General features: G+C 59.6%; 19 protein-coding genes. 13 read left to right on the top strand and 6 right to left on the bottom strand.

The features are described 5' to 3' along the window. Positions 1–35: 35 nt before the first annotated feature. Positions 36–923 (bottom strand): HDOD domain-containing protein, encoded by an 888-nt coding sequence (locus QEH57_RS02335; protein WP_309005060.1) that lies wholly within the window; start codon positions 921–923, stop codon positions 36–38. 263 nt (positions 924–1,186) lie between these two features. On the opposite strand from QEH57_RS02335, the gene QEH57_RS02330 reads away from it, so the two are divergent. From QEH57_RS02330 to QEH57_RS02285, 10 genes are all read left to right on the top strand, one after another. Beyond that, positions 1,187–1,987: an alpha/beta hydrolase family protein gene (locus QEH57_RS02330; RefSeq protein ID WP_309005059.1), complete on the top strand. Its 801-nt coding sequence runs from the start codon at positions 1,187–1,189 to the stop codon at positions 1,985–1,987. A gap of 25 nt (positions 1,988–2,012) precedes the next feature. Beyond that, positions 2,013–2,714 carry a hypothetical protein gene (locus QEH57_RS02325; RefSeq protein WP_309005058.1) on the top strand — a complete coding sequence of 234 codons (702 nt, stop codon included), beginning with the start codon at positions 2,013–2,015 and terminating at the stop codon, positions 2,712–2,714. Positions 2,715–2,797: 83 nt separating this feature from the next. Continuing rightward, positions 2,798–3,988, top strand: coding sequence for an outer membrane beta-barrel protein (locus QEH57_RS02320; protein ID WP_309005057.1), 1,191 nt, complete (start codon positions 2,798–2,800; stop codon positions 3,986–3,988). A 157-nt stretch (positions 3,989–4,145) separates the two neighbouring features. Then, positions 4,146–4,796, top strand: coding sequence for a response regulator transcription factor (locus QEH57_RS02315; protein WP_309005056.1), 651 nt, complete (start codon positions 4,146–4,148; stop codon positions 4,794–4,796). Positions 4,797–5,026: 230 nt separating this feature from the next. Then, complete coding sequence (locus tag QEH57_RS02310) at positions 5,027–5,671, top strand: response regulator transcription factor (RefSeq protein ID WP_309005055.1); 645 nt, start codon at positions 5,027–5,029, stop codon at positions 5,669–5,671. A gap of 33 nt (positions 5,672–5,704) precedes the next feature. Next, positions 5,705–6,121 carry a response regulator gene (locus QEH57_RS02305; protein WP_309005054.1) on the top strand — a complete coding sequence of 139 codons (417 nt, stop codon included), beginning with the start codon at positions 5,705–5,707 and terminating at the stop codon, positions 6,119–6,121. Between the two features lie 201 nt (positions 6,122–6,322). Beyond that, positions 6,323–6,595: a 30S ribosomal protein S15 gene (rpsO, locus tag QEH57_RS02300; protein ID WP_309005053.1), complete on the top strand. Its 273-nt coding sequence runs from the start codon at positions 6,323–6,325 to the stop codon at positions 6,593–6,595. Positions 6,596–6,881: 286 nt separating this feature from the next. After that, positions 6,882–9,104: a polyribonucleotide nucleotidyltransferase gene (pnp, locus tag QEH57_RS02295; RefSeq protein WP_309005052.1), complete on the top strand. Its 2,223-nt coding sequence runs from the start codon at positions 6,882–6,884 to the stop codon at positions 9,102–9,104. 123 nt (positions 9,105–9,227) lie between these two features. Continuing rightward, positions 9,228–9,998 (top strand): 5'/3'-nucleotidase SurE, encoded by a 771-nt coding sequence (surE, locus tag QEH57_RS02290; protein WP_309005051.1) that lies wholly within the window; start codon positions 9,228–9,230, stop codon positions 9,996–9,998. A gap of 95 nt (positions 9,999–10,093) precedes the next feature. Then, positions 10,094–11,245 (top strand): phosphoserine transaminase, encoded by a 1,152-nt coding sequence (locus QEH57_RS02285; protein WP_309005050.1) that lies wholly within the window; start codon positions 10,094–10,096, stop codon positions 11,243–11,245. A gap of 63 nt (positions 11,246–11,308) precedes the next feature. Here QEH57_RS02285 and QEH57_RS02280 read toward each other — a convergent pair whose 3' ends face one another. The 5 genes from QEH57_RS02280 to QEH57_RS02260 are packed head-to-tail and all read right to left on the bottom strand — an operon-like array spanning position 11,309 to position 16,361. Next, positions 11,309–11,986 carry a YoaK family protein gene (locus QEH57_RS02280; protein WP_309005049.1) on the bottom strand — a complete coding sequence of 226 codons (678 nt, stop codon included), beginning with the start codon at positions 11,984–11,986 and terminating at the stop codon, positions 11,309–11,311. Between the two features lie 3 nt (positions 11,987–11,989). Then, entirely contained in the window at positions 11,990–13,459 is a 1,470-nt protein-coding gene (locus QEH57_RS02275; protein ID WP_309005048.1) for an FAD-linked oxidase C-terminal domain-containing protein, read from the bottom strand. Between the two features lie 42 nt (positions 13,460–13,501). Continuing rightward, positions 13,502–15,022, bottom strand: a complete 1,521-nt coding sequence (murJ, locus tag QEH57_RS02270; protein WP_309005047.1) for a murein biosynthesis integral membrane protein MurJ — start codon at positions 15,020–15,022, stop codon at positions 13,502–13,504. A gap of 52 nt (positions 15,023–15,074) precedes the next feature. Then, on the bottom strand, positions 15,075–15,755 hold the full coding sequence (locus QEH57_RS02265; protein WP_309005046.1) for a hypothetical protein: 681 nt from the start codon (positions 15,753–15,755) through the stop codon (positions 15,075–15,077). Positions 15,756–15,776: 21 nt separating this feature from the next. Then, complete coding sequence (locus QEH57_RS02260; RefSeq protein ID WP_309005045.1) at positions 15,777–16,361, bottom strand: DUF4013 domain-containing protein; 585 nt, start codon at positions 16,359–16,361, stop codon at positions 15,777–15,779. Between the two features lie 46 nt (positions 16,362–16,407). Between QEH57_RS02260 and QEH57_RS02255 the strand changes: the two genes are divergently transcribed. The 3 genes from QEH57_RS02255 to QEH57_RS02245 all read left to right on the top strand — a co-directional run bounded on the left by QEH57_RS02255 (position 16,408) and on the right by QEH57_RS02245 (position 19,512). After that, positions 16,408–17,286, top strand: coding sequence for a farnesyl diphosphate synthase (locus tag QEH57_RS02255; RefSeq protein ID WP_309005044.1), 879 nt, complete (start codon positions 16,408–16,410; stop codon positions 17,284–17,286). Between the two features lie 95 nt (positions 17,287–17,381). Further along, entirely contained in the window at positions 17,382–18,233 is an 852-nt protein-coding gene (locus QEH57_RS02250) for a glycosyltransferase family 2 protein (RefSeq protein WP_309005043.1), read from the top strand. Positions 18,234–18,312: 79 nt separating this feature from the next. Continuing rightward, positions 18,313–19,512: an aminotransferase class I/II-fold pyridoxal phosphate-dependent enzyme gene (locus QEH57_RS02245; protein WP_309005042.1), complete on the top strand. Its 1,200-nt coding sequence runs from the start codon at positions 18,313–18,315 to the stop codon at positions 19,510–19,512. Positions 19,513–19,514: the final 2 nt, after the last annotated feature.

The following is a 19,514-nucleotide window of genomic DNA, read 5'->3' as shown; positions in this document are numbered from 1 at the left end:
GCCCTCACGAACCGAAAAGAGCGGGCCGGGCTGCATCAATTCGCTTGGTCCGGCCCCGCCTCTTCTTCGACCATCGCCAGCGTGTATTCAAAAAGCTCCGACAAGGTCTTGCCGCGATAAACGGCGCGGCCTTCGCCACGTAGCGGATTCGCTACGCCGCTCAGCGATTCCTGAACGCGGTCTGCGATAAAACGTGAGATGGCGAGGCTTTGCGTCCAGTCGAACTTGTCCTTCGCCGCGTCCTTGCTGAATTGAGCCGCGATCGGCCGATGAATCAGCTCGGAGAAGCCCCAGGTCTTTAAAGCGAGACCGCCCACCTCCGCGTGAGTGACGCCAAACTCGCTCAATTCCGCCTCGGCGAGGCGGCGCGAAGTGCGCTCCATAAACACCAGATCCTCGTCCTCAGCTAAGCGAACCACCTCCGCCACTACCACGCGCCCGATGCCGTGCAACAGCCCGATCGCATAGGCAGTCTCCGACTGTTCCGTATCGCCCTGGTAAAGGTAGCGCATCGCCGCCCCGCAGGCGAAGGACCGGCGCATGAAATGGCCGCCGTCGAGATTGTAGACCGCCAGGTGGCTCGGAATCAGATTGCGCAGCCAAATCCTCAGAGCGATCCGCCCCAAGCGCTCCAAGCCGATCGCCTGCACCGCATCCTTGATCGAGTTCGCTCCTCGAGAGCCGTAAACCGCGGACTTGGAACTCCTCACCACCTCCACCGCAAGCAAGGGATCCACCCCCACCAGCTCGGCAGCACCTTCGCTCGTGCACTGCCTTTGCAGCAAGTAGAAGTAGAGCTCGCGGCAGCCGGCGGCCAGAGTAGGAAGCTTTTCGATACGGGCGACAAAGGCGCTTTTCCAATCCGGACCTTCGAGTTGCGGGAGTCGATCAGCGGAGGCCGCTACATTATTAAAAGATTGCATGGGAACTTTCGAGACCGCCGACAGGGTGCGATTTGCACCCCTTTTTCTGCAGTCGCCCTAGTATCGGATAAAATCGCCCCTGTGAAAATAGGGTTGGCCCGCATTTTTTGACAAGTCCGCCCACCTAGGGAGCCTAGAGCGCAGCCCCTAAAGCGGGCCCTCGTTCGCGTTCCCCCGCAAGCTGGCGCAAAACCAGCAGAGCGCTGGCAAACCTAGCGATATAACGCCATTGATATTCGAAAAAGCACCCCTAGGTTCACGCCATGGCATTGATCCAATTCGATTTTTTCTCCGAAACGCTTCGCCTCTCGTCCTCCATAAAAGTTGTCTTCAGCCAACGCATCAAGATGCAGAAAGGCGCCGACCACAAAAGCCCCGTGCTCTACTTGCTGCACGGGCTTTCCGACGACCATAGCACCTGGACGCGCCGCACCAGCATCGAACGTTACGTCGAAGACTACGACGTCATCGTGGTGATGCCCGCAGTTCACCGCAGCTTTTATCGCAACACCCACGCTGGGCATCGCTACTACGACTACGTCGCCCACGAGCTTCCCGAGATCTGCGCCCAACATTTTTCCATCTCCCAAGATCCCGCCAAAACCTTCGTGGCCGGCCTTTCGATGGGAGGGTACGGAGCCTTCAAGCTCGCCCTCTCCAATCCGCAAGCCTTTGCGGCCGCGGCCAGCCTATCGGGCGTGCTCGATATCGTAGGGGTCGCCGGAGAACGCGAAGAGCGCCTGCCGGATTGGCCCTCCATCTTCGGCCCCGACGCCGAGATCAAAGGCACCGAAGACGACCTTCTCCACCTCGCCAGCCAACTCAAGGAATCAAACGCCCCCATTCCCCAGCTTTTCCAATGCTGCGGAACCGAAGACTACCTCTACCTAGCCAACCAAAGCTTCCGCGCCCATGCTGCGAAGATTGGCCTTCAGGTAAAATACGAGGAAGGTCCCGGCGCCCACGAATGGGGCTATTGGGACCAAACCATCCAACGTGTGCTCGACTGGCTCCCCCTCCCGCGGCTTGAAAACGAAGCGATCGCCGGAGCCCCCACCCGTTAGCCTCCCTTTCCCCCTGAGTAAATCCATGAACAAGAGCCTCGTCACCAACCTCGCAGCCCTCGCGCTCCTCATCGTCGGCATCGCCTTGCCCGCATCGGCCGCCAAGCCCTACCTTTTCAGCGCGGGCGTCTTCGCCCTCGCCGGAGCGATCACCAACTGGATCGCCGTCCATATGCTCTTCGAAAAGGTCCCCGGACTTTATGGCTCCGGCGTCATCGCCGCCCGCTTCGAAGAATTTAAGGCCGCCATTCACAAGCTGGTCATGGAAAGCTTCTTCACCGAGGAGAACTTCATGAAGTTTGCCGACACCGCCCTGCACCAAGGGCTCGATCCGGCAACCCTCGAAAAGTCCATCGACATGGACGAGCTTTTCGACGGCTTCCTGCAGGTGGTCGCCAAGTCGAAGTTCGGCGGCATGCTCTCCATGTTCGGCGGCCTAAAGGTGCTGGAGCCGCTGCGCGATCCCTTCAAGGAGGAGTTCCGCATACGGCTCAAGCAAATCGTCTCATCGCTCGATATCAGCCACTCACACAGCTCCTTCGAGAAGATGCAGCCCATGATCGAAGGCCTCGTGCGCGGCAAGCTCGACGAGCTTACCGCCCCCCAGGTAAAGCAAATCCTTTCCGACCTCATCCGCGAGCACCTCGGCTGGCTCGTCGTCTGGGGCGGCGTCTTCGGCGCCCTCATCGGCATCCTTTCCACCGCGCTGCAGTCCGCCTTTCTCTAAACTCCAAGCAAAGACCAATCAACCAGCCCAAGCTTGTAATTCAACGCCTTGCGCGACATCTACTGACACCAACGAATCCCGATATGAAGCCTACCAAACCACTCTCTCTCGCCCTGCTCAGCGGCGCCCTCCTAATTCCGGCCACCAGCCTGCAGGCTGGCCCACGCTTCGCCGGCGGCGACGTCACCGTGCAAGGCACCCTCTCCGTAACCGACAGCAGCCGCGTCAGCCCCAACGCTGACGCAGGCTCCGACACCATCTTCGGCTTCACACCGGCAATCTACTACACCCGCGAGTCCAACCGCATGAACATGGAGGCCAACCTCAGCCTCCCCATGCGACGCTACGACGAGAACGACTACCTCGATTCCGACTCGCTCAGCTTTGGTCTGTCCGGCGAAATCCCCTTCGGCGCCGGCCCCAAGCTGTCGGGCAACTGGGGCGTCAGCTTCTTCGACGGCGTGCAGGAAAGCTACCTCACCAATCGAACCCTTGACTCCGAAACCTTCTCCGCAAACGCCTACGCGGACTACGTCCTCCAGCGCCGACTCAGCTTCCGCGCCAGAACGTCCTACAGCGATCGCTCCAGCTCCGGCATCGATACCTCCTTCTCGAACGCCAACACCACCACCCTCTTCGCAGCCGGACTGCACGCTCGCGAACTCATCCGAGGCCGTATCGGACTCTACGCCGAATACCAAATCCAAGACCGTAAAACCGACCGCGGGCTCATCAACCAAGCCGTCGACGACACCGACGACGGCCTGAACTTCGGCATCACCGGACAGATCTTGCCCGAACGCCTCTTCCCGAAATTGGACGCGGACCTGTCCTTCGGCTTCACCTCCACCAGCGCGAGCGATCGCGTCAGCTCTCGCCCCGGCGCCGGACGTAGCAACCGCCTGACCCTAAACGGCAGCCTGGCCTACCCCGCCAACGCCAAGACCAACGTGGCCTTGACCTATAGCCGAAACCTCAGCGTCACCGACGACGACCAAACCGTCGAGCAAAGCCAAATAAACCTTTCGGTGGACTACACGCCCCGCCAAAAGCTCACCTTCATAACCTCCGTCGGCATGCAAAGCAACGACTTCATCTACGACCTCGAATCCCGCAACGACGACGTGCTCACCGCCAACTTCAGCACGCGCTACTCGATCCGCTCCAACTGGACCGCTAGCCTTTCCTACAACTACCGCGACTCCGAATCGAACCTTGAGCTCAGCAATTACGACTCCTCCCAGCTCACCCTTTCCACCACCATTTCCTACTGACCGTGTATCCACGTAGGCAGCCGACTAAAGCTGCCTACAATCGGGCCGATTTGATAATAAGCTCCTTATTATCAGCTAAATGGCTTGCCAGCGAAGCGAGCTGAGCAATCTTTTTTACGCATCCAACCATCGGTTTCCCAAAACGAGAACCCAAATCATGTCGATAAGAGTATTCATCGTAGACGATCACCCCTTAGTCCGCCAGGGACTCACCCAGATCATTAACGGTCAAGAAGACTTCGAAGTCTGCGGAGAAGCCGAAGACTCCTCTTCCGCCATGAGGGGCATCGAAAACACCAGCCCCGACGCCGTCATCGTCGACATCTCGCTCCAAGGAAACAACGGGCTCGAGCTCATCAAGAACCTCAAGGCCATCCACGAAAAGCTGCCCATCCTCGTCTTCTCCATGCATGACGAGTCCATCTACGCCCAGCGGGCCCTGCGGGCCGGAGCCAAGGCTTACGTGATGAAGAAGGAGTCCTCCGAAAAGATCATCGAAGCCATTCGCAAGATCCTGAAAGGCGAGATCTACGTCAGCCCGCGCGTCGCCGACCAAGTACTTCACCAGATCGTCAACGGACCCAGCAACTCCTCCGCCTCCCCCGTCGATCGCCTCACCGATCGCGAACTGGAAGTCGTGCAGCTCATCGGCCGCGGCCTCTCCACGCGCGAGATCGCGGAAAGCCTTCACCTCTCCGTCAAGACCATCGAGTCGCACCGAGCCCACGTCAAAGAGAAGCTCAACCTGCGCAACGCCACCGAGCTCGTGCAGTTCTCAGTCCAGTGGGTCGACCAGCAGGAAACCTAAGGCCTCGCCCCCTCCACTCGAATTTCCAAGCAGGACGACCCATTTCGGTCGTCCTTTTTCGTGTCCTTCCCTAGATGAAACTCCCCAAGGGAAATCTCGGGGCAAACCAAGCCTGCAGCTGCGTTTTACTGCTGGCTACTCACGCTCTTTTTCCATTCGAGCTGCATCCGCCCCCCGATTGTAAAAATAAAACCGAAAATGCTACCCTGTCGCACCTTAACAACTGCGACATGATCCTTGCCACTCCTCCCCAAGAAATCCTCTACATCGACGAACACCCCGTCTGCCACGCGGGCCTGCAGGCCTTCCTCGAATCCACCCCCAGCCACGTGCTTGCCCACAGCGCCCGCAGCATCGATGCGCCCGACTTACCGGACAGCGTCGATCTCGTCATCGTGGAGATCACCTCCACCCAGCCCAAAGGCATCGCCGCCGTTCGCGAGCTGAAGCAGAAGTACCCTGCCGCCCGCATCCTCGTCCTTAGCAGCTACGACGAGGGCATCTACGCGGACCGCTGCCTCAAGGCCGGGGCCAACGGCTTCATCATGAAGGCCGCCCCGCTCGCCGAACTCAAGCACGCCATCGAGACCGTCACCGAGGGCGACCTCTACGTCAGCGAAAACGTCAAGTCCCTGATGATCAATCGACTCGCCAACCCCGCCTCCCAAGAAGCCGCCTCCTTCCACAACCTCTCCGACCGCGAGCTCCTCATTGTCGAACAAATCGGGCTGTCAAAAAACAATAAAGAGATAGCTCAGGCGCTGCAAATTAGCGTAAAGACGATAGAGTCCCATAGATCTAGAATTAAGGCGAAGCTACGCTTGGAAAGTCCGCAGGATCTGATGCGGTACGCGATGCGGATGCACTACTTCTAGAAGTAGACACAACCGCAGGCCCAATTTCCCAAAGTGACACCGCAAGCATCCTCCAAAACCGAACATCAAAAAGCCCTCCTGGCAGAAGACGATTCGCTCATCCGAGAGCTTGTGGCCCACTACCTCGAGAAATTGGGATACGAGGTCAGCCAGGCTGCCAACGGAGCGGTCGCCCTGGAAATCCTCGAAACCGATCCCGACGCCTCCTTCGACCTCATCGTGACCGACCTGCTCATGCCCAAGGCCAGCGGAGAAACGGTCATCAAACACGCCAAAGCCTGCGGCGCCTGCCAACGCTTCCTCATCATGTCCGGCAACCCGATAGGACCCCAGGAGCAAGCGCAGCGCCTCGAAGCGAATTCCCGCTACATCGAGAAGCCATTCACCTTCGGCGACTTCGAATCCAAGCTCCATTCCCTCGTCGACGATCCCGTCGCCCAAAGGGCCTAAGTGCATTTTGTTATTGCGCCAGGGAGGAATTCCCCTCTTTTAGACCGCTTTCACGTCAGAGTCTAGCGGCTACACCGCTCTTCTCCGCGGAAGCCTCCATTCTCGGAGGTCAGCGTCTAACCCAGCGAAAACTTGGTTAGGGACCAGCCCAACAGCTCGTCCGTCCTTCCGTGCTAATTCGAAAAATAACGAAATACACAAATGGCTAACAGCAAATCAATCGACAAGTCCCAGATCATCGGCGACTTCAAGACTCACGACTCCGACACCGGGTCCGCAGACGTTCAGATCGCCCTCCTTTCGGCGCGCATCAACCACCTCACCGAGCACCTTCGCTCCAACCGCAAGGACTTCCACACGCGCCGTGGCCTCCTCGCCCTCGCCGCTCGCCGTCGTAAGCTTCTCAACTACCTCAAGAAGAACGACCTCGAGAAGTACAACGAACTTCTCCAGCGCCTCAACCTCCGCAAATAGTTGCGGTTCCTCACGAGGACTCAAATTTCCGGTCAGACATTGCAAACTCAGCGATGATGATCCCCTTTCAAGCCTGCGAATACTCTTCGCGGGCTTTTTCGCTTACCCATTTTTCCAACTAACTAAGTAAAACACCCGCGACGACCCGGCAGAACCCGATCCGTTTGAGGAAATTTCCGCATGTCGCGCCTCGCTTCCCAGCGTGGACGCAACATCCCGAAATCTCTTCAGATTTAGACCGATCCCGTTCGCCGAGTCGTCCTGCACAAAGAAGTAAAAGAAATAAATGATACAGAAACATAGCATCACAGTAGACGACCTCGACATCACATTCTCCACCGGCGACGTAGCGAACCTCGCTTCCGGTGCCGTGACTGTCTCCACCGGCGAAACCAGCCTCTTCGTCTCCGCAACCGTAGCCAAGACCGTACGTGAAGGCCAGGACTGGTTCCCGCTCACCGTCGACTACCGCGAAAAGTACACCGCAGCCGGCCGCATCCCAGGCGGCTACTTCAAGCGCGAAGGACGTCCTTCCGAAAAGGAAATCCTCACTTCCCGCCTCTGCGACCGTCCGTGCCGTCCGCTCTTCCCCAAGGGCTTCCTCAACGAAGTGCAGATCATCGGCTTCGTCCTCTCCGCTGACCAAGTCAACGACGCGGACATCCTCATGGTCAACGGCGCCTCCGCCGCCCTCGCCATCTCCGACATCCCTTGGAACGGCCCCATCGGCGCCGTACGCGTTGGCCAGATCGACGGACACTTCGTCGCTAACCCAACCATCGAAGAGCAATACGCTTCCGACCTCGACCTTATCTACGTCGGCACCAAGGAAGAAATGCTCATGATCGAAGGCTCCGCGGACCAAATCCCTGAAGACCGCTTCCTCGAAGCCCTCCAGTTCGCCCACGAAGCCATCCAGCCCATCATCGCTGGTATCGAGCAGCTCCGCGCCGAAGCCGGCAAGGAAAAGAAGACCTTCCCGCTCTGCGTCCTCGAGGACGAAGTTCGCCAAATCGTAAACTCCCTCGTGGGAGACCGCATCGGCGAAGCCTGCGCCGCTGGCGACAAGCAGGAGCGCAACGCCAAGATCGACGAGCTCAAGGTTCTCGCCGAAGGCGCCCTCCAGGAAAAGTACGGCGAAAAGTACAACCCTGCCCAACTCAACATGGCCATGGAGGAGCTCCTCGAGCACACCTACCGCAAGTCCATTCTCGACAAGGGCATCCGCGCCGGCGGCCGCAAGCCAAACGAACTCCGCGAGCTCAAGTCCAAGGTCGGCGTAGTACCCCGCGTACACGGTTCCGCCCTCTTCTCCCGCGGCGAAACGCAAGGCCTCGTCCTCACCACGCTCGGCCCAGCAAACCAGGCTCAAAGTCTCGACGCCATCACCGGCGGCCCGACCACCAAGTCCTTCATGCTGCACTACAACTTCCCTCCCTTCTCCGTAGGCGAAACGGGCCGCTTCGGCTCGCCAGGTCGCCGCGAGATCGGACACGGAGCCTTGGCTGAGCGCTCGCTCCTCCCAGTCGTTCCTTCGGAAGACGTGTTCCCATACTCGATTCGCGTCAGCTCCGAAATCATGGCTTCCAACGGTTCCACTTCCATGGCTTCCATCTGCGGCGGCTGTCTCTCCCTCATGGACGCAGGCGTGCCCATCAGCGATCCCGTCGCCGGTATCTCCGTCGGCCTCGTTTCCGAATTCGACGAAAGCGGCAAGATCGGCAAACACCACATCCTCACCGACATCCTCGGCGAGGAAGACCACTTCGGCGACATGGACTTCAAGATCGCCGGCACCAAGAACGGCATCACCGGCTTCCAGCTGGACCTCAAGATCAACGGCCTCCCCTTCGACATCGTCAAGGCATCCGTCGCTCAGTCCCGCGAAGCCCGCATGGAAATCCTCGCCAACATGGCAACCGCCCTCGAGGCTCCACGCGAAGAAGTCGCAGCGACCGCGCCACGCATCACCACCGTTCAGATCAACCCTGAAAAGATCGGCGCCCTCATCGGTCCCGGCGGCAAGAACATCCGCCGCATCGTGGAAATAACCGGAGCCCAGGTCGACATCAACGAGGACAACTCCGGCCGCGTAAACGTCTACGCCACCAGCGAAGAGTCCATGAAGCGGGCCCTCAACGAAATCGACCTCGTCTGCGGCGAAATCGAAGAAGGCAAGATCTACCGCGGCATCGTCAAGGCGACCAAGGAATTCGGTTGCTTCGTCGAAGTGCTCCCCGGCCAAGAAGGCCTCGTACACATCTCCGAGCTCGCCGACTTCCGCGTCCGCAAGACCGAAGACGTCTGCAAGCCTGGCGACGAGATGGTAGTCAAGTGTCTCGGAGTCGACGAGCGTGGACGCGTTCGCCTCTCCCGCAAGGCCGCCCTCGAAGAGCTCGAAGCACGCCGCGCCGCCAAGGAAGCAGCCGAAGCGCCTGCAGCTGAAGAAGCCGAGCCCGAAGCGGCCGAAGCTTCCGAAGAAGCGAGCGAAGAAAAGGCCGAAGCGTAGTCTTCAACCAATTACAGCGCCCAAGGCTCCTCGCCTTGGGCGCTTTTTTGTACCATCTCCAGTCTAGGAAACGCGCTTGTCACCCCGCTCCCAGCCGCAATATTCAGCCCAACGACCTTCCTCATGTCCAAAATCCTTATCGTAAACGACGACGGCATCGACTCGCCGCTTCTCCTCGCACTTGTATCCAGCTTTCAACGACTCGGAGAAGTCGTTGTCGCCGCTCCACGCTACGAGCAAAGCTGGGTCGGCAAATGCATGAGCCGCTTCAAGGAAGTCGACGTCATCGGCCGCAAAGATTTTCCCTGCGAAGCCTACTCCATCTCCGGCTCGCCCGCGGACTGCGTCAACCTAGCCCTCGGACACCTCCTCCCCGAAAAGCCACGCTGCATCGTCTCCGGCATCAACGTCGGACACAACGCCGGCCTCGCCTACATCCTTTCCTCCGGCACCGTTGGAGCCGCCCTCGAAGGCGCCCTCCACAACATTCCCAGCTTCGCCGCCTCGCTCGGACTCGCTCGCGACGACTACGATCGCCTCAAGGACAACCCGCAGGAACTCGGCGAAAAGCTCGGCAGCAAAGCCCAGACCGCCGCCGCCATCCTCTCGAAGTTCGTCGAAGCCCAACTCGCCTCGACCGAAAACGCCTACGGAGTCGTCCACAGCATCAACTTCCCCTCCGCTCCCATCACCGAGGAGACAGAAATCGTCCGCACCAACCCAGCTCGCACCGAAGCCGGCAGCTTCTTCGGGCAGAAGAACAACGCCTACAACTTCATCTACTGCGAACTCGGCGAAAACGCTCCCGCCGCCCCCTCCGATCGCGACACCCTCATCGAAGGAAAAATCAGCCACACCCGCCTAGACTTCTCCCAACTCGGCCGCATCGACTGATTGCGACAGCCACCAATTCCACGCCTCGTCTCTCCTGCGATTGACACTCCCCACCTCGCTCCCTAGACAGCTCCCTCCTTTAACCTAACACGCGAATGAAACCCGCAAAAAAACCGAATCGTCCTTACTTCTCATCGGGCCCTTGCTCGAAGCGTCCGGGCTGGAGCCTCTCCGCCCTCGATAACGCGTTGGTCGGCCGATCCCACCGCGCCAAGAACGCCAAGGCTCGCATCCAAGAAGTAATCGATCGCTCCAAAGAGCTGCTCAACCTCCCCGAAGGCTACGTCTGCGGCATCGTCCCCGCATCCGACACCGGCGCGGTTGAAATGGCTCTCTGGTCCCTGCTCGGCGCTCGCGGCGTCGACATGATGGCTTGGGAATCGTTCGGTTCCGGTTGGGTCACCGACGTCGTCAAGCAGCTTAAGCTCGAAAACGTCAACAAGCACGAGGCCGCCTACGGCGAAATCCCAGACCTCGCAAAAGTCGACTTCTCCAACGACGTCGCCTTCACCTGGAACGGCACCACCTCCGGCGCCAAAGTCCCCAACGGAGACTGGATTCCAGACGACCGCGAAGGCCTCACTATCTGCGACGCGACCTCCGCCGTATTCGCCATGGAACTACCATGGGAGAAACTCGATGTCGTTACCTACTCCTGGCAAAAGGTCATGGGCGGCGAAGCGGCCCACGGGATGCTCATCCTCAGTCCGCGCGCCATCGAACGCCTCGAGTCCTACACTCCCGCTTGGCCTCTTCCCAAGATCTTCCGCCTCACCAAGGGCGGCAAGCTCATCGCTGACATTTTCACCGGCGCCACCATCAACACCGTCTCCATGCTCTGCGTAGAAGACGCCCTCGACGGCCTCAAGTGGGCCGAAGAAATCGGCGGCCTTCCCGCCCTCATCCAGCGCTCCGACGCAAACCTCGCAGCCATCGAGAAGTGGGTAGAGAAAAGCGACTGGGCAGGGTTCCTGGCCGAAGACAAGTCAATCCGCTCCAACACCTCCATCTGTCTCAAGATTACGGATACATGGTTCACATCCCTGCCGGCCGACCAACAAGCGGCCGCAGCGAAGAAGATCGTATCCCTCTGCGACGCGGAAGGCGTTGGCTTCGACTTCGGAGCCTATCGCGACGCCCCTACCGGATTCCGCATCTGGGGAGGCGCCACCGTCGACACCGCCGACATCGAAGCCCTCCTCCCCTGGCTCGACTGGGCTTACGCCGAAGTCAAAGCCAGCAGCTAGGCCCGCTGGCCACTCAGCCGCACCTTTTCACCGCCTCGCTCCTCAGGAGCGAGGCGTTTTGCGTTAGGAAGATCTTCGGGCCAAGCGCCTCTTGACGAGACTCCAAGAAATGCCACCCAACAGGTAAGCTCCCCCTGCTAAGGCCAGCCAAGGCAGCTCGAAGGTCAAGACAGCAAAGGCTCCGCAAACCGATCCTCCGAAGAACGATAAGCAAAGGAAAAACGGAACCCAAATGCGCCAGCTCTCGATTCGATGCCCGCGAAAGCGCATCCCCAGCATGATCCCGAGGTCCGTGACCAATCCCGTCATATGGGTCGTACGCAGCACCGCGCCTCGGTACTTGCTCGCCATCGCGTTCTGCAGCCCGCACCCCAAGCCTGCCAAGCCGATCGAAGCCACAGGACTAATCGGCTCGCAGAAAAAAGAGCCGACCAGCAGTATCCCGATCGCTGATACAACCCTGCCATACGGCCTTTCGATTTCCAATTCCGGATGATGAAGCAGCGCCCCCGAAAAGAACGCCCCCAGCACGAACCCCAAGGTGGCCGCCCCTACGAGACTGAAACCGTGTCGATAACCTGAATCGTCGCGGAGCAACTCCGAAGCCAAACGCGAAAGGTCGCCCGTCAAATGGCTCGCCGACGCCCCTGTTCTCAACAGAAAACCAACATTCACGAATGCCGCGCCAAAGGCCAAGATACAGCCACCCAGCACGATGTACTTGGGAGAAACCTGCTGCATCCGCTACGATTTAAGGGCAGAGATCGGCTTTTTGTCCCAAGGCAGCTTCACCTTTTCCAACGTCTTGTCCCAAACCTCGTAGGGCTGGAAAATCTTTCCTGGATTCAAAATCCCGTTCGGGTCGAGAGCCTTCTTGATCGCCTTCATGGCCCCCATCTCCGCCTCGTTGCGGGCCACCGCCATGAACGGAGTCTTCGCCAAACCGATCCCATGCTCGCCGGAAATGGTGCCTCCGAGCTCGCATACCTTCTTCATCAAGTCCGCAACGGCGCCCTTTGCTCGCTTGCACTCTTCCTTGTCGCTGCGGGTGTACATGATGTTCACGTGGAAATTCCCATCCGCCGCATGGCCGAAGGTAGGCGCGTTGATCTTCCACTTCTTTTGCATCTGCTTCAAGAACCGGGCAAACTTCGCCTGGCTTTCCAGCGGCACCACGATGTCTTCGTTGATCTTGGAATCGCCCATGGAGAACATGGCCGGCGAACAAGCGCGGCGGGCCGACCACAAGACTTCGGTTTCCTTCTCCGTCTTGGCTTCGCGGAAGGCCAAACCATGCGCGGTGGCCCACTCGATGGCCCGCTTCTTGTCAGCCCGCAACTGGGCCGCATTCCCGTCGAACTCCACCAGCAGGAGCGGCTTCAAGGAAAGCCCTTCGAAGAGCTTCACCCCAGCGATCTCTTCCGCGCAATAAACCGAGTTACTATCCAGAAATTCCAGAATGGACGGGTTCTGCCCCTCGCCCAACAGCGTCTGAACCGCTTCCAAAGCCTTTATGTCGGAATCGAAGGCGACCAAGATGGTCCACTTCTTTTCGGGCTTGGGCAACAGCCTGAGCACCGCCTTGGTCACTACGCCCAAGGTCCCTTCGCTACCGATCCACAGATCGCGGATGTTGTAACCCGTTGCGAACTTTTTGTATTCACCTCCCCATGACACCTTTTCCCCGGTCGGCAAAAATCCTTCCAGCGCCAAGACGAAATCGCGCGTCACGCCATACTTCGCGCAGCGCATACCGCCCGCATTACAAGCGATATTCCCGCCGATGGTGCTGTACTTGAGCGAGGACGGATCGGGCGGGTAAAAGAGCCCGAGCTCCTCCGCCGCGGCTTGGATTTGCCCCACCACCGCTCCAGGCCCGACGATCGCCATGGACTTCGTCTTCTCGATCTTGATGCGGTTCATCTTCGACACATCCAGCACCCAACCGCCCTTGACCGGCGCCGCCGAACCGGTAAGCGACGTTCCAGCTCCGCGGGTGGTGACAGGAACGCCAAACTCGTTAGCAAGCTTCAGCGTGGCGCCGACATCCTTTTCGGACTGAGCCAGCACGAGGGCATCGTATGCGAAAGCCAGCTTCAAGCTATCGAAGGAAGCCATGTACTTCGCGTCCCCCTCGAGCTTCACCTTCCTCGAGCCCAATGCCTCGAGAAGCTTCTCCGTTGCCTGCTGACGTTTCTTCGAAATCCGTGCCATAATCCGCAGCACTACAGCAGACGCCGGCAGAATCGCAATCGTCTAGTTCAGCAGTCGCTTCAACTTGGCTCCCAGCAGCTGCAGCGCTACGAAGTACACCAAAATTCCCGCCAGGATCGGCCCCATGACCAAGAAAACAGCCCCCAGCAAACCATCGCCGCAACGCGTCGATAGCCAGCCTGAAACCGATACCACGGCCAAGCCCATCAAGGCCGCCGCCACGGCGATGCGGAAGACGTCCCCAAACAACTCCCTCAAGCTTGTATCCAATTTTTTGCGACCTAACGACACGTGCAGCATCACCGACTGTACGATCGCAGCGAAATTCGTGGCGACCGCGAGCCCTACCGCACCGTAAACGCGCATCAAGACCAGACTCAGACAGACGTTAACCACAAAGGCCACCACCGCGACCCGCACCGGCGTTCGGGTATCCTTCAGCGAATAGAAGGCTCGCGTTTCCACCGAAACGAAAGAGTAGAACGGCATGCCGATCGCAAACACCCAGACCAAGGGCACCGTGGCGCTGGTGTCGCTATCGGAAAAAAGCCCCCGCTCGAAAAGCAGGCCAATAATCTCAGGAGCCAAGGAGCAAAGCCCCACTGCCGACGGCACCGCCATCAAAAGGCAGAGCAGAATCCCGCGCCGATAGGTTTTCGAAAACTCGTCCATCCGCTTTCCCGCCACCGCTGCCGTCAGGCTTGGAAAGACCACCGTGGAAATCGCGATCGCGAAAACGCCCACCGGCAGCTCCACCAAGCGATTCGCATAATACAGCAAAGAGGCCGCAGCGTCGTTCACCGAAAACGCCAAGCCGCGGCTCATCATGATATTGATCTGGAAAACCGCCGCTCCAAAAATCCCCGGCAGCGTCAGAAGGGCGACCTCCTTGACGCGCGGCGATATCCCGAGATCGAAACGCGGCCGCCACCCTTCCTTCGCCAAAGCGAAAGCGGGCACCAGCATTTGCAGCGTACCGCCCACCATGGCGCCCCCGCAAAGCCAATAGGTTTTCGTCCGCAGGTCTCCTCCCAGATACCAACCCGCGATCCCCAAAGAAAGCACGATTGAAGTATTCAACCAGACCGCCGTCAGAGCTGGAATCCCGAAGCGGGAAAAGAGATTCAACGCTGCCGACAAAATCGCCGCTACGCAGATTAAAAGCACGTAAGGAAAAACGATTTGGCCGAGGTTCGCGGCCAGTCTCCACTTTTCCGATACGTCCCAGTTCTGAACGAGCTCCAATCCAGCCAATACCAGGACAGTGATTCCTAGGCAAATCAGCACCAGCCAACTCAAGGATTTGTTGACCAATTCGTGCACCGCTTCCCGACCGCGTTCCTCCAGCTCCTCGCTCAGATTCGGCATCAAGGCCGCCGTCAAGGCCCCTTCCCCAAGCAGCCGGCGAAAGAGGTTCGGCAAGGTAAAGGCCGTGATGAAGGCCGAGTTCCAAACCGACGCGCCCAGCATGTAGCTCGTAGCCATGTCCCTCAAGAGACCGACTACGCGGGAGAGCATGGTGAAGGCGGATACCAGCCCGATACGTTTGACAAGCGCTGCCATTAGCTCAAAGCGAACCCTTCTTCGAAATCGAGATCCGCCTCGTATCCAAAATCTAAGCGCGGCGTAAGCCGACTTCGGTAATCAGCTTTCCTGACTCCACATGGATCGCTCGTATGTTTTCCCACATCTCGAGCACCTCCTCAGGCCATGGCGTCTGCGCAATCTTCGATTCGATCATCGAAGAAATCAGCCCCGCCATGCCCGGCACCGGCAGGGAATTGATACGCAGGCTATTGACCTTAAACTCCGGACCTTCGTCCGTATTCTCGAAGCCCACATTCGCCAGCGCCAAAATCTCGAAGGGACTGCCGTTGGGATCGACCACTATCTTGATCGAAGCAAAGATTTGGTCGCCCTCCATCCTCACGTTAAACGGGCCCACCTTGGCGCCTTCGTCCTTCGCCTCGCCCACCGGCTCGCCAAAGGACAAGCTCTTGAAGAAATAGTTTACCTCGCCCTGGCTGAAGGAAACCGGCCCCGGCGAGCGGCGCTTGATCCGCCCTGTTCCGCTGCGCAAATTCGCCGACTCCGCAGGATCCACGCTCCCCGGACGGTAATAAGTGTTGTAGTTGCCAGGCTTGGACAGGAGGGATTCGTCCGGCACGCTGGAAACCGTATTGACCGGTCGCGACAATAACAGCGACACGCCCAACAGCGCCCCGAGCATGATACCGGAAGAAGCGGTGAGGATGAGCGTGGAAAGCTTAGGTTCCTTTGGAGTTATCTTTTTCATACAAGGAAAAGTGTTTTCAGGCTACTTGCGGGATCGATTCTCGAGGTCCTTGAAGGCGCAGCCCATCAGGTAAAAATAAAAGACGCCTCCGAAGAAAAAGGGAAACGGAAGCAACACCAGCCCCAACATGCACAGCCCCAAATAGGCCAAGGTCGGAACCGTGTAGCTAATGGCAGCCTTCTTGAGCATGATGCTCAAGGCCTCCACGTTGAAGCAGTCCGAAATGTCCTGCTTCACCGAATACAGGTACAGGGCCGCGCTCATCAAAGGCCCCGCCATGAACAGCACCGGAATCAGCGGTATGCTCGCGATCATCCCGTCAAACGCGATCTCCGCGCAAAGCGTCACCACCGCGATGGGCAGCACCGCGAAGATCAAACCCACCACCAAGAAACGCAGGCCGTCGAGAAAGAGGTTCTTGAAGTCGTCCCACTCGGGCAGCGAGATCCCCTTTTCGCTGCGACCTTGCAGGAAAATGCGGTAGAGATAGCCGAGAGCGAGGATGTTCACGATCGGGATCAAGCTAAGAACTCCGCCAAGGGCGCACTTCTTAAGCCAATTATTGTCTGAAAAGACTCGTTTAGATACTTGCTCGATTGTGGGCATTCCGGATGCTTTGGTTCTTTAACTGCCTGTAATACGCACATTTAAGATGGAGTTCAAAGAGAAATTACGAGCCTACCAAAGCGAAGTTGAATCTGCTGTAGAGCAATACCTACCCGCAGCGGGAACACGACCCAGCCGCATCCACGAAGCCATGCTCTACAGCATGCGGGCCGGGGGGAAGCGCCTACGCCCCGTGCTCGTCCTGGCCGCCCACAGCCTCTTCGCCAGCAAGCTCAACCCCATGCCGGCCGCAATCGCTGTGGAAAGCCTGCACACCTACTCCCTCATCCACGACGACCTTCCCTCCATTGACAACGCCGACCTGCGACGCGGCAAGCCCACCAGCCATAAGCAGTTCGACGAGGCGACCGCCGTCCTGGCAGGCGACGCCTTGCTCACCTACGCCTTCCAGCTCCTAGCCCGCCACTACGCCGCCGCGCCGGAAATCTGCGCCAAGCTGGTCGCGGAACTCGGCGAAACCGCCGGCAGCGAACGCCTCATCGGCGGGCAAATGGAAGACATCCTCGGCGAAGGCGCCCCCCTCTCCGAGGACACCCTCAACTTCATCCACCTCAATAAAACCTCCGCCCTCATCGAATGCTGCCTCGTCATGGGCGGCACCATCGGCGGCGCCAGCGACGACCAGCTCGCCGCCTTTCGAGCCTACGGACGGGAAATCGGCATCTCCTTCCAAATCATCGACGACATCCTCGACGCGACCAGCGACGAAGAAACCATGGGCAAGAGCATCGGCTCCGACGCCGAACTGGACAAGACGACCTACGTAAAGCTCCACGGACTGGAAAAGTCCCGCGAGCTCGCCCACGCCCGCACCCAAGAGGCCATCCGCATCTGCTCGACCTTGCCTGGCGACACCGAATTCCTCGTCGGCCTCGCCAGCTACCTCGAAAACCGCCTCAATTGAGGCCACTCCCGGTTCCCAGTTCTCCGCAGCAAGGCTGTCGCCCGCGACACGCCGCGACGCGACGAGCAAATCCCGACCGCAGAACGCTCCCGCAAATGTCGCTTCCTCCCGTCACCTTCATCTCCTCGCTGCACAACTGCCTGCCTCACACGCGGGCGATGTTGAGCAGCCTTGAAGCGACGGTCGACCTGCCCGCCCACCAGCTGGTCCTCATCGACGACGCCTCCAGCGACGGGACCCCAGCCTTCCTCCGAACCCTCGCCCCACGCCCTGAAATCACCCTCCTCGCCAACGCGAGCAACCTCGGATTCGCCGCTTCTAACAACAAGGCCGCCGCCGCCGCCCGGCACGAAATCCTGCTCTTCGTCAACAACGACCTCGAATTCGCGCCAGGCTGGCTCCCCCCTCTCCTCGACGCCCTCCAGTCCGCGCCCCAGGCCGGCGCCGTTGGAAACGTGCAGCGAAACTACGCCAGCGGCCTCGTCGACCACGCCGGAATCTTCTTCGACCTAGAAGGCCTGCCCACCCACGCCCACAAGAACCGCCGACACCCGCCGGCCGGAACCCTCATCGAGCGAAACGCCGTCACCGCCGCTTGCCTCGCCATCCGCAAGGAAACCTTTTTCCAGGTGGGCGGATTCGACGAAGCCTACCGCAACGGCAGCGAGGACGTAGACCTTTCCCTGAAACTCAAAAGCCGCGGCTACCGACTCTACGTCGCCCTCCAGAGCGTGATCCGCCACCACATCAGCGTCTCCCCCGGCCGCAACAACCACAACGACCGCAACACCGAAATCTTCCGCCAGCGCTGGGCCCAGCACGCCGCCCGCTACGGCCGCAAAGAGTGGCCCCGGGAATACTTTCGCCGCTACGCCCGCTATTGGTGGCGCATGAACCCGCGACTCGCCGCCCGAGCCCTCCTCATACTGCTGCGACTTCGTTCCTGACTCGCTTTTGCCTTCAGTTACCGCGGCAAGCGCGCAAGCTCCACCGCCAATCCACCGGCCGCCGACCTTTCCCGATCCCATGATCCGCAAGTTCCTCAACTCAAAAGCTCGCAACCCCATCGCCCTCCGCTGCGAGGACGACAAGCTCACCACGCTCCGCCAAAAGTACGACCTCTACTACGAAATCGCGGAAGGCCAAAGCGGAACCCGCATCACCATAGACGGCCAGGAACTAGTCATGCTCGCAAGCAACGAGTACCTCGGACTTTCCCAACACCCTAAAGTCGTGGCAGCGGGAAAGGCCGCCCTCGAAAAATGGGGCAGCGGCACCATGGGGGCCCGTTCCGCCAACGGCGGCCGCGGCTTCCACCGCGAGCTCGAAGCGGAACTCGCCGCTTTCCTAGGTAAGGAATCCTGCCATGTCTTCGCCGCCGGCTACCTCGCCTGCATGGCGTCCATCACCGGCTTCGCCCAACGCGGCGACATCATTCTCGCCGACAAAAACCTCCACTCCAGCATCTGGGACGGCATCCGTCTCTCCATGGCCGAAGTCGAGCGCTTCAGCCACAACAATCCCGACCGGCTCCGGACCCTGCTCGAGCAACTCGACCCGCAAGCGCCCAAACTCCTCTCCATCGAAGGCATCTACTCCATGGAAGGGCACATCGCCGCCCTTCCCGAATTCGTCGAAATCGCCCAGGAGCACCAATGCTTCATCTCCCTCGACGACGCCCACGGACTCGGCGTATTGGGAAAACAAGGACGCGGCACCGCCAACTACTTCGGTCTCACCGAAAAAGTGGACGTCATCGCCGGCAGCCTCTCCAAGTCCCTAGCCAGCACGGGCGGCTTCGTCGCCGGAGACGCCAACGCCATCGAATTTCTCCGCACCCACTGCAAGCAATCCATCTTCAGCGCCGCCATCAGCCCCATGCAGGCGGCCTGCGCCCGCGCCGCCTTGCAAGTCATGCAAGAGGAGCCCGAATGGAACGAACGGCTCTGGGCCAATACACAGCGCTACAAGGACCTGCTCCAAGAGCTCGGACTCGATACCTGGGAAAGCGAAACGCCCGCCGTCCCCATCGTCCTCGGCGACCGCGAACGCGCCTACTACTTCTGGAAGCACCTGCGGGAAAAAGGAATCTTCACCGTGATCTCCACCGCGCCCGGCGTCCCGCCCGGCAAGGACCTGGTCCGCACCGCGATTTCCGCCCGGCACACCGACGAAGACTTCGAGCGCATCGAAGCCGCTCTCCGCTACGCTACCAAGAAGCTGTAACT

This window comes from Pelagicoccus sp. SDUM812005 (genome assembly GCF_031127875.1).
Lineage (GTDB): Bacteria > Verrucomicrobiota > Verrucomicrobiia > Opitutales > Opitutaceae > Pelagicoccus.
Note: the sequence above shows the minus strand (reverse complement) of the source record. Positions and strands in the feature narration are given on the sequence as shown.